The sequence below is a fragment of the Gracilibacillus orientalis genome, assembly GCF_900114645.1.
Lineage (GTDB): Bacteria > Bacillota > Bacilli > Bacillales > Amphibacillaceae > Gracilibacillus > Gracilibacillus orientalis.
The window spans coordinates 225,653-238,132 of the sequence record NZ_FOTR01000002.1; the positions used below are offsets into that span (position 1 = coordinate 225,653).

General features: G+C 38.3%; 12 protein-coding genes. 2 read left to right on the plus strand and 10 right to left on the minus strand.

Going from position 1 to position 12,480, the window contains the following annotated elements; genetic code table 11:
• The first annotated feature begins 10 nt into the window (after positions 1 to 10).
• Positions 11 to 772 (plus strand): SDR family oxidoreductase, encoded by a 762-nt coding sequence (locus BM121_RS04555; RefSeq protein ID WP_091481764.1) that lies wholly within the window; start codon positions 11 to 13, stop codon positions 770 to 772.
• Between the two features lie 499 nt (positions 773 to 1,271).
• Here BM121_RS04555 and BM121_RS04560 read toward each other — a convergent pair whose 3' ends face one another.
• The 3 genes from BM121_RS04560 to BM121_RS04570 all read right to left on the minus strand — a co-directional run bounded on the left by BM121_RS04560 (position 1,272) and on the right by BM121_RS04570 (position 4,063).
• On the minus strand, positions 1,272 to 1,676 hold the full coding sequence (locus tag BM121_RS04560) for a VOC family protein (protein ID WP_091481767.1): 405 nt from the start codon (positions 1,674 to 1,676) through the stop codon (positions 1,272 to 1,274).
• Between the two features lie 268 nt (positions 1,677 to 1,944).
• Positions 1,945 to 2,892, minus strand: a complete 948-nt coding sequence (locus tag BM121_RS04565; protein ID WP_091481770.1) for a helix-turn-helix transcriptional regulator — start codon at positions 2,890 to 2,892, stop codon at positions 1,945 to 1,947.
• A gap of 595 nt (positions 2,893 to 3,487) precedes the next feature.
• Positions 3,488 to 4,063 (minus strand): dihydrofolate reductase family protein, encoded by a 576-nt coding sequence (locus BM121_RS04570; RefSeq protein WP_091481773.1) that lies wholly within the window; start codon positions 4,061 to 4,063, stop codon positions 3,488 to 3,490.
• Positions 4,064 to 4,370: 307 nt separating this feature from the next.
• Between BM121_RS04570 and BM121_RS04575 the strand changes: the two genes are divergently transcribed.
• On the plus strand, positions 4,371 to 5,561 hold the full coding sequence (locus BM121_RS04575; protein ID WP_091481775.1) for a M14 family metallopeptidase: 1,191 nt from the start codon (positions 4,371 to 4,373) through the stop codon (positions 5,559 to 5,561).
• 37 nt (positions 5,562 to 5,598) lie between these two features.
• Here BM121_RS04575 and BM121_RS04580 read toward each other — a convergent pair whose 3' ends face one another.
• From BM121_RS04580 to BM121_RS04610, 7 genes are all read right to left on the minus strand, one after another.
• Positions 5,599 to 6,270, minus strand: a complete 672-nt coding sequence (locus tag BM121_RS04580) for an NAD(P)H-dependent oxidoreductase (RefSeq protein ID WP_091481778.1) — start codon at positions 6,268 to 6,270, stop codon at positions 5,599 to 5,601.
• 106 nt (positions 6,271 to 6,376) lie between these two features.
• Entirely contained in the window at positions 6,377 to 6,598 is a 222-nt protein-coding gene (locus tag BM121_RS04585) for a helix-turn-helix domain-containing protein (protein ID WP_091482402.1), read from the minus strand.
• A 10-nt stretch (positions 6,599 to 6,608) separates the two neighbouring features.
• Entirely contained in the window at positions 6,609 to 7,085 is a 477-nt protein-coding gene (locus BM121_RS04590; protein WP_091481781.1) for a DUF2975 domain-containing protein, read from the minus strand.
• Positions 7,086 to 7,328: 243 nt separating this feature from the next.
• A complete protein-coding gene (locus BM121_RS04595; protein ID WP_091481784.1) occupies positions 7,329 to 8,246 on the minus strand; it encodes an aldo/keto reductase in 918 nt (305 codons plus the stop codon).
• A gap of 60 nt (positions 8,247 to 8,306) precedes the next feature.
• Entirely contained in the window at positions 8,307 to 9,392 is a 1,086-nt protein-coding gene (locus BM121_RS04600; protein ID WP_091481786.1) for an ABC transporter ATP-binding protein, read from the minus strand.
• Positions 9,389 to 11,122, minus strand: coding sequence for an ABC transporter permease (locus BM121_RS04605; protein WP_091481789.1), 1,734 nt, complete (start codon positions 11,120 to 11,122; stop codon positions 9,389 to 9,391). Before BM121_RS04605 ends, BM121_RS04600 begins: the two co-directional genes overlap by 4 nt.
• A 12-nt stretch (positions 11,123 to 11,134) precedes the next feature.
• On the minus strand, positions 11,135 to 12,136 hold the full coding sequence (locus tag BM121_RS04610; protein ID WP_091481791.1) for an ABC transporter substrate-binding protein: 1,002 nt from the start codon (positions 12,134 to 12,136) through the stop codon (positions 11,135 to 11,137).
• Between the last annotated feature and the right edge of the window lie 344 nt (positions 12,137 to 12,480).

The following is a 12,480-nucleotide window of genomic DNA, read 5'->3' on the forward strand; positions in this document are numbered from 1 at the left end:
AGGAATGATGATGAAATTAAAAGACAAAGTTGCTGTTATTACTGGAGCTGCATCAGGTATGGGAAAAGCAATTGCTGAACGGTTTTCCAGTGAAGGTGCAGCAGTTGTACTAGCAGATTTAAATGTTGATGGTGTGAATAGTCTAGCTAAAAAACTAGGAAAGAATGGCGGTAAAGCGCAAGCGGTAGAAGTTAATATCGCAAACGCAAATGACATTGATCTAATGATTGATACTGCTGTCAATGAATTTGGTACATTAGATATTTTAGTAAATAATGCTGGAATAATGGATGGTTTCGAACCGGTTGGCGAAGTAAATGATGATCGTTGGGAGTTAATTTTTGATGTAAATACAAAAGCGGTTATGCGTGCAATGCGTAAAGCTGTTCCAGTTTTCTTAGAAAAAGGACAAGGAATCATCATTAATACGGCATCTTCTGGTGGTTTAAACGGGGCACATGCCGGTGCAACCTATACTGCTTCTAAACATGCTGTCATTGGTTTAACCAAAAATACTGCTCATATGTATGCACAAAAAGGAATCCGTTGTAACGCAATAGCTCCTGGAGCAGTACAGACAAACATCCAAGGGTCTATGAAAAACGTTAGTGAGTTCGGTCTAGAACGAGCTAAATTGTCCCAAAGTCTGATTCCTAACGTCGGAACTCCAGAAGATATTGCAAATGTTGCCCTATTTTTAGCATCTGAAGAATCAAAATTCGTAAACGGAACAACCATTACTGCTGATGGTGGCTGGACCTCTGCCTTTTAACGATTATAAATATGTTTTATCACGGTGTTAATCGTCCGTAAAACTTGTCACTGATGGTAGTCTCACTTTATATCGTCATTTCCACATTTGTAGCTTTTGAATAAAGTTTGGTCAAAGATTCCTGACAAAACCATATTTTATGGCAAATAAAAAGAATCCATTTTGAAAAAAAGATTGATCAAAATGGATTCTTTTTCAGCGATCTATGCTTATTTTTCATAAAAAAGTTTGATTATTTTCTACTTGTGTTGCTCAACAATCGTGCCTCTTTATGGAAGACTTGATTTCAAGGTAATTTCAGGATATTAGAGATAATGCAACGATTTCTGTTTTAACGGATTATTTTAAACCAGTCGATAATACTTCATACGCTCTTTAATGAATCATTGTCATACCGGGAAAGACCGGAGAAATGTTATCGGCGCATTCAGCCGAATTTCTATACATTTTACGAATCGTTGCCACTCCCCTAAAATTGAGGCCTCACTTCAACTGTCCGTCAATCCCTGCCATTAAACCGTTTGATTGCTTCCTCAGTAACTGGCGCGAAGAGGTTAACGAGGTTGCCATCGGGATCACGGAACAGTATAGCACGGTTCCCCCACGGCATCGTGGTTGGTTCCTTTACCCATTCTTCGATAAACGGCTTCAAACGCTCGTATTCGGCATCGACATCGTGGACTTGGAACTCTATGATGACAGAGCGATTGTCGGCCGCCACTGTTGAACCTTCACCGAACAGTGGCACAGTCTCGGAGTGGCCAATGGCCAAGGTGCACGATGGCATAACGAACTCTGCAAAAACTGGCGCAGGGCGTTGTGCTGAAACACCCATGACTTTCTCATAGAACTTAACAAGACGATCCAAGTCGTCAGTAATGATGCGTACAGAAGCAAAATTCATCAGATATCATCCTTCCTATAAATAAATGATACAATATCGTATCATTTCATTTTTTCGTGAATTTCCCTGTAATGGTCAGAGTTAATCAAAACCTGAACCGCTTGGTTCTTCAAACATCTTTGTATACCTGGATACTGATCGATTGATCCATGTAAAATGGATGGAGTTCTCTCCTTAAACGATGCGAGGCATACTTCGCACTTCCCACTAAATCCCCTTTCTGATAACTTACTTCCGATTATAAAATAACGCTACTGACAACAGTATGTCAGTAGCGTTTCAACATTTTTTGGGCTTCTTCCAGGATACGATTTTTGAATGATTCAGGTTCTAAAACAATCACACTTGCTCCCCAGCTAAGCACCCATTGCAGCAATTCGTCCAGCTGATGAACGCGTAAGACCACATGCAATCCATCTTGATGCTCTTCCATCCCCTCAATGTAATGATAATTAGATTCCTTCACCTTATCTGCGATGTCATGGTTAAATCGGAGAAGCACCCTTAAATTCCGATCATCAGGAGGGGTATACTCCCTTAAGTCGAAATGCGCTGGCAGTTCGAATTGTTCCTCCAGATTGATAAGCTGTGTCATTCGGGACAGGCGGAAATGACGAATGTCCTGGCGCATATCACACCGGGCGACAAGCATCCACGATCCCTGAATGAGCACTAATCCATAGGGAGCAGCGGTACGAACACTATGGCGATTCCCCTCGGAATCCGCAATTTTTTTTACATAATGAAAGCAGATCTTTCGCTTGTCTAATATGGCTTGACGGATCTTTTCCAGATATTCCTTTTCTTTGGAGTGCATGACCTCTCTATCAGAAATGAGCAAACGCATAGTCTTGCTTACTTGAGATGTTTCATTGCGAATATTCTTAGGGAGAATGGTCTCTATTTTTTTTCGGGCAGCTTGGGCTCCGACGCGATAACTTTCATCAAATTGCTGTTCGATAAAGTCTGTTCCAATCAGCAAGCTCACGGCTTCCTGTACCGTGAAACTAATCGGAGGCAAAAAATAGCCTTCTATCAGGGAATATCCTGTTCCAGGGGCTCCAATGACCGGTACGCCCGCTTCACTCAACGCTTGAATGTCCCGATAGATGGTCCGCACATTCATTTCAAATAGGGCTGCCAAATCTTCGGCCCGTACAATCTCTTTATGCTGCAGTTCCAGCATGATGGCTAACAAACGGTCTGTTTTGTTCATTGTTTGCCCCCCCCTTCATGTTTATTGCAAAATAATAGTACCACATCTTAATGGAGAAGATGATTTAGTGGATCTGGGGCTGGCATCTATCGGGAAATAAGGCAACGCTTCTGTCGGTGTTATTCCGTTAACTGGCCCGTTTCATGAAAAGTGACTATTCATATTCCAAAACTATACTTTTAAATCAAATTATTCAGTTAATTTTAACACATAAAATAATGTTTGAAATGCTATGCACATAAAAAAACAGTAAGTACTTGTTATACAAATCATATCTTAACTTTCCACTGAGGTGTGCGTAAATCCTTAAGATATAGCCTTCCTTCATGGGTTCATTTAAACAACGACTTAATGAATCGTACACGATGACCCAAACTAGATGGTTTTAAATGTCCATTGTTCCCCTATTACTTAAAAATAAGAAAAAGAGGTTGCTGTGGTTTAAAATAAAGTTTGTCGATCACCCGACAAACTGAATTACACTGACTCGTAAAAAAAAAGCAGTGACGGACTAGGAACTCGAAAGACCTAGACTGCCGCTGCTTTTATTGTGCTAACGTAATCCGGTTAGCGTAATATACTTTAGGTGACAAGGTCATCTAACCTTCTGGTAAACGAGGCCTATGGCTCCAGAATCAAATGTCTTGTTTTCGATAAGTTTAAGATTGATCTTCTCCTTGAGACCTTGGAATAACGGCAACCCGCTCCCGATCAGGACGGGAGAAACCGTAATTTTATACTCATCAATTAAATCAAGCTGCATAAGGTAGTGTGCGAATCTAGGACTGCCTAGGATGACCATATCCTTGCCTGGCTGCTGTTTGAGGTTCTTGATCTCTTCCTCGACATCTTCTTTCACCAGTCTGGAATTGTTCCATTCGACTTTCTCCAGCGTCGTGGAAAAAACGATTTTGGCTGTCTTTTCAATCCACTCGGCATGATTCCGTTCATGCTGCGAAGCTGATGGGTTCGAAGGTATAGATGTCCAGTAACTGTGCATCATCTGATAAGTCCCACGTCCCCAAATGACAGTGTCGGCAGTACTCAGAATTTCATTCGCGTGGTTCTCCAAATCAGCATCGTAGGAAACCCAGCCAATGTCCATTTCACCTTTCGGCCCTTCTACAAAACCGTCAAGTGATGCGTGTAAAGCTAGAACTAGTTTTCTCATTTTCAGTTCTCCTTTGTTCATATCGATAGAATTATTAACGTTATTGTAGAGTCAAGTTTAGCACACATAACAATCAATAATTTCTTCTGAATTGCTAAATTGAAACAAGCCAGCTTGCCAACATATTTATATCAATCTTTATTATGAATTATTGAACATAATTTGAAAGGATCAATCTTTATTATAAACTTTCAAACTTTATTTCAAAGCCACAACATTCTCATGAGGAATGGCGATTTGCTTTTATTCATTAATCACGACTTTTGTTCATATGATGGAATAGCAGCTAAGAACGGAGGTTATGTACATGATAATTCAAATCAAGCAAGGGGATTCTTTCTGGTATTATAGTCAATTATTCGGAATTCCCCTCCCTTTAATTATTGCTTCTAACCGGCAACTCAACCCAAATCAATTAATGATTGGGCAAGAAGTAAATATCCCTGGTTATCAATCTCTGTCCTATACAATAAAAGCTAACGATACCTTGTGGGCAATAGCTCAGGCTAATCAAATATCGTTAGATCTTTTATTACGGATGAATTCATCAGTTCAACCAACACAACTTCAAGTTGGTCAAACGATCATTCTTCCTCAACGTGTTACGAATCCGGTCATTAGTGACGTTAATAACTATACGTATGAAAAAATGATTGCTGATCTCCAACTATTAATAGACATCTACCCATTTATTCAACAACAATCGATTGGAAATTCTGTTTTAGAGAAAAATATTATAGAATTACAAATTGGTACCGGCCAGCGCCAAAAGCATATTAATGGTGCTTTTCATGCACAAGAATGGATTACTACTCCGGTTATTATGTTGTTTCTCAATGAATATGCTTTAGCACTGACCAATAATCTCCCCATCCGCAATTTGGATATGCTAACCTACTTTGAAAATAATACACTTTCTCTTGTGCCGATGGTTAATCCGGATGGAGTTAATCTTGTCATCAATGGTGCAGAGGCAGCAGGTCCTCAAGAAGATTTCGTCCTGTCACTCAATAATGGAAGTTCCGATTTTACCGGATGGAAGGCTAATATCAATGGCGTTGACCTGAATAATCAATACCCGGCTTTGTGGGAAACAGAAGCTGCCAGAAAACCGGATTCACCAGCACCACGAGACTTTCCAGGTTATCAACCCTTATCAGAACCGGAAGCCATTGCGATGGCAGATCTAGCAAACGCACGGTCATTTGAAATAGTGAATGCTTTTCATACACAAGGTGAGGTCATTTATTGGGGATACCAGGGAATGGAGCCACCTGCATCTGAAACGATTGTCCAGGAATTTAATCGTGTTAGCGGGTATGAGCCGATTCAATATGTCGATAGTTTTGCAGGCTACAAGGACTGGTTTATACAGGAATTTCGTAGACCTGGTTACACAGTCGAACTAGGAACAGGTGTTAATCCTCTTCCGATTAATCAATTTGATGAGATATATCAGGAAACATTAGGGATTATGTTGGCGACATTGTATATGTAAAAACCCGTGGTTGAGGAAACCACGGGTTTATTACTTATTATACAAATTTCACAATATCATCAAACAGGCGTCTGCTTTTTTCTGGGGCATCCTGCACACGATAACCGAATGCTGCCATCACGGAAATCGAAAAGCTTTCGTCTTCTAAAAGCCCTTCTTCACGTAGTAATTCGTTCATTTCTTTCATTGAAAATCCTTCGATTGGACAAGAATCAATACCTATATGTGCTGCTGCGGTCATCATGTTAGCCAGTGCGATATATGTTTGCTTCGATGACCAGTCTATCATACGGCGATCATCTACCAATAAATCAAAATCTTCTTTCTGGAAATTTTCAATCATTGGTAACAATCCTTGTAATGCTTCATCAGGAAAATGATGTATGTTTTTATAATGATCAAGAAGATACTCAGCATCATACTTTGTATCCTTTTCTGTTCTTGCCAGGAATATAATGAAATGACTGGCATCCATTACTTTTCCTTTTGCTCCCCATGAAGTGTTTTTAATCTTTTCTCGTAATTCCGGGCTTTGAATAACTAAAAATCTCCATGGTTCAATTCCAAATGAACTTGGAGAAATGTATCCTGTTTCCAGTATAAATCGGAAATCCTCTTCACTAATTTCTTGATTCGGATCAAATTTCTTTGTCGCATGGCGAAAATGCATCGCTTCTATGATATCTTTTTTAATTTGTTTTTTATCCATTTTTGTCACCTCCACATAACTTCTCTCTTATTATACGAATTGTGGGGTAAAACACATAATATTCTGCTTTCATGATTGTAGCAAATCTATATACACCTTACTTCATTTACTCTCGGGTTCCTTCGTCACTTTTGCACTCTAAAATGTCTCCCGGTTGGCAATCCAATGCCTTACAAATCGCATTTAAAGTTGATAAACGAATCGCTTTTGCCTTTTCATTTTTCAATACAGAAAGATTCGCCATCGTGATACCGACCTTCTCTGAAAGTTCCGTTACGCTCATTTTCCTTTTAGCCAGCATCACATCGATATTGATTATAATTGCTATTGTTATCACCTCAGACTGTTAAATCATTTTCCGATTTTATATCAATTGCTTCTTGTAAAAGTCTTTGAAGAACTGCAGCAAACACTGCGATTACCATGGAAGCAAAGATGGGGACCATACCAACTAGTATAAGTCCTGGGGCATCATCTTTCTCTGCTACAAGAAATACGAATGGTATTATAACAACATATAAGCTACTGATTGTAATTGCGCAGTTTTTTATTTTCTTTAGAGCCTTAACAGAAATTTGTGCAAAAGCTTTTTTCTTATCAATATAATTTAAAAGTTTAAAAGCGTTATATAATGCAAAGTAAAACGGGATTGCTGACACATACATACCTATTAAAGCGGGATATAGTATATGGTCATATGCTGGATTTACTGGATTATTTGCTAGGTTAACTAATCCAAATATACACAAAACAAGAACTGGTATTCCAATAAAAAGAACAGCTATCTTTAAAAAGAGTGTTGAACCATGTTTCATAACAAGCACCTCACTAAATTATTTTCCATTTGAATTATACCATATTTTTATCGTTTTACAATAAATAATTACTGTTTATAGTTATTTTCTTATTGTATAAAGGTAGTTTCTTTAATTCTAAGTAATGAAAAAAGCATTCCTTATTTTATATTTTCTGTTTGAGTTTCCATGTATACTAACCATCCAATTGCTCAGCAGTTATAAAGAAAAGCTGTTTATCGTTAAGATAAACAGCTCCATGTTCTACGGTAATTTATTCCCTGCAACACGATACAAGTCATACCATTCTTCTTTTGTCAGGTTTACTTCTGATGCTTTTGCAATATTTTGTAAACGTTCTGGATTCATAGTACCTACAACAGGTTGCATTCTAGCTGGATGACGTAAAATCCATGCAATCGCAATCGCTGATTTAGTGACACCTTTTTTCTCTGCATATTCCTGCAATTTTTCATTTAAAATAGGAAATTTGTCATTATCAACAAATACACCTTCGAAGAAACCATGTTGGAACGGGGACCATGGCTGGACTGTCATATTATGAAGACGACTGTAATCCAGAACTCCTCCATCGCGGACAATCGCCGGATCATGTTCCATATTCACATTTAGACCAGCATCTATCATTGGTGTAAACATCATGCTCAATTGCAGCTGGTTAGCCACCAGATCTTGCTCTACATATTTTTTCAATAATTCTACTTGAGTTGGATTATGGTTACTTACTCCAAAGTGACGAACCTTTCCACTACGCTTTAACTCATTAAATGCTTCTGCCACTTCTTCCGGTTCAACCAATGTATCAGGTCTATGTAATAAAAGTACATCCAAATAATCTGTTTTTAAGCGTTTTAAACTACCTTCGACTGAAGCAAGGATATGTTCTTTTGAAAAATCAAAAAAGCCATCACGAATCCCACATTTCGATTGAATCACCATTTTTTCTCTAGTCGATGAATCCATGTTAATCGCATCAGCGAAGATTTCTTCTGATTTGCCACCACCATAAATATCAGCATGGTCAAACATATCTATGCCTTGTTCAAGAGCATTCTCAATCACACGGTTCGCATCTTGTTTGGACAACTGATCCATACGCATACAACCTAACGAAATTTCACTGACTTCTAAGCCACTATTACCTAATTCAAGCTTCTTCATCTCTCTCACCTCTCCATTTAAATCTAGGCTCATTTTAGCACACAGATAAAATGTAAGCGATTATATTGCTTGATGATTAAGGTTCTTTTGTTCCATATTATGTGGAACAAACAAATGAAGATATACCTGCTCACCTAATGAAAATTGCTGTGATACATCCGTATGGACAGTCCATGTTTGATTAGATATTTGTACAGTGTAGTGAATTTCTTTGCCCTGAAACTGTACACTGTTTATCAAGCCGGGTAAACCACTTTCGTCTTGATTATCTGCTGACATTCGAAACTGTTCCGGTCGAACAGGATAGATGTTTCGTTGTTTCATTTCCGAAACAACACCGGTATCCGGCCATTGAGTGGTAGGAGATAAAGAAGGGGTAAAATAATTATCGTTCCAATCACCTTCTACTAAATTAGCTTTGCCTACAAAACGTGCAACAAATGGGGAGATCGGTTTACTGTAGATTTGACTGGGTGTACCTATTTGTTCTATTTCCCCTTGGTTCATTACAACAATCCGGTCTGCCATCGCTAAAGCTTCTCCCTGATCATGTGTTACATATACAATGGTCGCTTTTGTCAGTTGATGTAAAGTTTGAATTTCACTGCGCATTTCCATTCTCAACTCTGCATCTAAATTACTTAACGGTTCATCCATCAGTAAAAGTTCTGGTTGAGGCGCAATTGCCCGTGCCAATGCAACACGTTGTTTTTGTCCACCGGATAGCTCATTTGGCATACGATCAGCAAATGCTTCTAGATCAATCATTTGTAACACTTCTTTAATCCGATCATGCTGTTTCCTTTTTATTGCATCTGATACAAAACGATGATGCATCAGAGGAAAACGAATATGTTCTTCTACATTTAAATGCGGCCATAAAGCAAACGATTGAAAAACCATACCAATATTTCTTCGTTCCGGTGGTAATGTTTGTTGGAGATTGCCAACTGTTGCATTACCAATCACGATCTCTCCCTCACTTGGGGAAAGAAAGCCTGCCAATAATCGCAGTAATGTTGTTTTGCCACATCCTGAAGGGCCTAAAATGGCGATAAACTCTTCATCCCGTACTTGCAGGTCAATCTTTTTAAGTGCCTGAAAACCGTCAAATTCTTTACTTAGTTGATTAATTGCGATTGTCATTTGACGTTTGCCACCTTTCTGTTCCAAAGATATTGAAATAAAAACAAACTAATAAAACCAAATAATATCAACGCGATAATTAAACTGGAAAAGGCTGTTGAATAGGTTGTATATCCTGCTTGTTCAAAACTAAATATAACAACACCAATTGTTTCTGCATTACTTGACCATAACAGAGAAGAGACTGTTAATTCAGTTAATGCTGTTAGAAAGACAAGAAATGCACCACTTAATATACTTGGTAATAACAGCGGGATTAATATTCTCCTCCATTTTGACAAGCCATTGGAACCACTGACCATCGCTGCTTCTTCCATTGATGCATCCACTTGCAATACGGCAGTAATACTTCCCCTTACCTGTAGAATTAAGAATCTGGTAAAGTAGGCGATAAAGAGAATTATAACCGAGCCGTAAATCCCTGGATTCCAGCCGGGAATAGGTTCCATCCATGCAAAAATCATCGATAATGCCATTACTGTACCAGGTAATGCGTAAGGTAAACTAATAGCGATTTCCGAAAATTGATTCCAACGATTTGGTTTTCTCACGCGATAATAAGCAAATGCTGTTCCGATTACCACTCCAATAGCCGTTGTAATAAGTGCCAGTTGAATACTGTTTCCAATCGCCCGTTTTGCTTTAGGACTAGTGTCCAGTACAAATTGATAGTTTTTTAAGCTAATATTTTCCCATGTAAAGTCCAATCCGTACGCTGATAATAAAGAAGTCATCATCATGGAAACAAAAGGGACCAAACTGCTTATTAGGAAAAAGCTCCATAATAATAGTTCAACAAATTTTCGGTATTTACCAAGGTAAACACGAGGCTTTTTGTCTTCTACAGTTGTTTCGAGCCGTTTTGATTTCTTTAATAACAGCCACTGCAGCAAAGTACCCAATAATGCCATAATCCCAAGCAATACAGAAAAGGTTGCTGCCCTTTGAAATGCAGACGGTCCAAACCCGACAACTTGCTGATAGATGTAGGTACTTAACACATCAATTTGTGCAGGTATACCTAAAAAAGCAGGTATTCCGAAATTATCAAGATTTGCTAAGAAGGCTAGGAAGCCCCCACTCGCTATTCCGGGAAGTGCTAATGGTAACGTTACTTTAGCAAAAGTTCTCCAGCCACTTGCCCCTGATACACGAGCTGCCTGTTCCACTTCACGTGGTACCTTACGCAATACACTAACAGAAAGCAAATATACTAACGGATAATGGGAAAATCCCAACACAAATATGATTCCACCCATGCTGTACAAATTAATTGGCTCCAACGAAAAAGGCAAGATCGATATCATTTTCCCGTAAAGACCATTTGCCCCCAAAAATTGTGTCCACGCAAGGGTTGATATATAGGATGGAATTACAAATGGTAAAATAATAAACACCTGCATCCATTTCTTAGCTCGTATATCTGTATAAGCGACTAACCATGCTAGAAACACGCCTAGTGTTACCGAAATAATAGTTGAACCTATCACAATTAATATCGTATCCATTAACACTGTCCATGTCTTGGAATCTTGTAATATATCTGCATAATTTTGCAGTGACATCTGATTATCTACTTGAAAGCTTAATAGAACCAATCTTAAAACAGGGATTAAAAAGAAAAGAATGATTGCTAGTAATGCTATAATTTTCAAAAATCTCATTTTAAACAGCGAAGATAATGCACGTAATGGCATTATCTCCTTGTACGTATTAGATGTATTCTTCATTAGTGACTCATCCTATTCTCCAAACAACTCACTGAATTTTTGTTTATCTTCTTCTCTAGCCTGATATAATTCATTAATATCTGCTTCTAGTACATCCATCTCATCAATTGTCTTTAGCCCTTCTGGCGCTTCTACTCCTTCACGTATTGGAGTATAACCAATTTCCTTCGCTAATTCCTGCCCCTGTTCAGAAAGGACAAAATCGACAAATGCTTTAGCTGCTTCTTCATTTTGCGCATCATTCATAATGCCGATTGGCTCTGTGATTACTGGAACCCCTTCTTCCGGATATACAAGTGTTACCGGAGATCCCTCTGCTTCAGCACGTGCCACAATAAAATCTACTACCATTCCGTAATCTACTTCTCCAGCAGCTACAGCTTTAAGAACTGCTCCATTTCCTTGTGTGACGGTCGGGTTATTCGCTTGTAAGGATTCATAATACCCCCAGCCAAAATCAGCATTTTGCGTTAAGACTCCTAAATTATAAGCCGCCGCACCAGAATAAAGTGGACTTGGCATTGCTAGATTATCCGATGCTTCTGTTAAAGCATTCCATGACGTTGGTAGATCTGCTACATTTTCTGTATTTACAACCATAGCGGTTGACATCACTTTTGTTCCGGTATACATATGGTCTGTATCGATAAAATTATCTGGAATTGCCTCTAATTCAGGTGATTCATAAGATAATAACATATCTTGTTCTTTCAAACTTTCGAACGTTACAGCATCTGCTACAAGTAACACATCCGCTTGAACATCTCCTGCTTGAGCCTCTGCTTGTACTTTACTAATAACTTCTTCTGTTCCAGATCGATAAATTGACACTGTGACATCTGGATATTGTTCATTAAAGGCTTCCACTAATTGTTCCGCATCAGCATCAGGCTGGGATGTATAAAAGGATAAATCTCCTGAAATTCCATCCTCTTCTCCTGACGTACTATCGGAACAGGCAGCGAGTAAGAATATAGCAATTAAAAAAATAATAGAAGTCCTCATTTTAGACATAGAATTATTCCTCTCCTTTACATTTTGTCTGTGAAATTAGACTGTGCTTGTTATTTTACAGCTTGACTATTAATAACAATTAAACAGAATGTATGGAATTCGTTAAGTACATGTAAAGGAATAATAAGGAAACTGTTGTTGTGATTTTGCATTTGGAGGTAGTTTGAGGTAAGTAAGTGTAAATTTGTTTACATTCAATTAAAATTCTTAACCTAAAATACGAAAAAAAGTTAAAATTAAAGAGATAATGATGAGTGCGTCAATAATTAGTGTACATCTCTTTAGTAGAATGGCTAGCGCTTTCGTTATGTATTGTTTGTTTTGTATTTTAAAATGCACAAGGA

Coding starts and splice junctions, on each gene's coding strand:
- BM121_RS04555 (WP_091481764.1), top strand. CDS start 11: ATGAAATTAAAAGACAAAGTTGCTGTTATTACTGGAGCTGCATCAGGT.
- BM121_RS04560 (WP_091481767.1), bottom strand. CDS start 1,676: ATGAATTTTGCTTCTGTACGCATCATTACTGACGACTTGGATCGTCTT.
- BM121_RS04565 (WP_091481770.1), bottom strand. CDS start 2,892: ATGAACAAAACAGACCGTTTGTTAGCCATCATGCTGGAACTGCAGCAT.
- BM121_RS04570 (WP_091481773.1), bottom strand. CDS start 4,063: ATGAGAAAACTAGTTCTAGCTTTACACGCATCACTTGACGGTTTTGTA.
- BM121_RS04575 (WP_091481775.1), top strand. CDS start 4,371: ATGATAATTCAAATCAAGCAAGGGGATTCTTTCTGGTATTATAGTCAA.
- BM121_RS04580 (WP_091481778.1), bottom strand. CDS start 6,270: ATGGATAAAAAACAAATTAAAAAAGATATCATAGAAGCGATGCATTTT.
- BM121_RS04590 (WP_091481781.1), bottom strand. CDS start 7,085: ATGAAACATGGTTCAACACTCTTTTTAAAGATAGCTGTTCTTTTTATT.
- BM121_RS04595 (WP_091481784.1), bottom strand. CDS start 8,246: ATGAAGAAGCTTGAATTAGGTAATAGTGGCTTAGAAGTCAGTGAAATT.
- BM121_RS04600 (WP_091481786.1), bottom strand. CDS start 9,392: ATGACAATCGCAATTAATCAACTAAGTAAAGAATTTGACGGTTTTCAG.
- BM121_RS04605 (WP_091481789.1), bottom strand. CDS start 11,122: ATGAAGAATACATCTAATACGTACAAGGAGATAATGCCATTACGTGCA.
- BM121_RS04610 (WP_091481791.1), bottom strand. CDS start 12,136: ATGTCTAAAATGAGGACTTCTATTATTTTTTTAATTGCTATATTCTTA.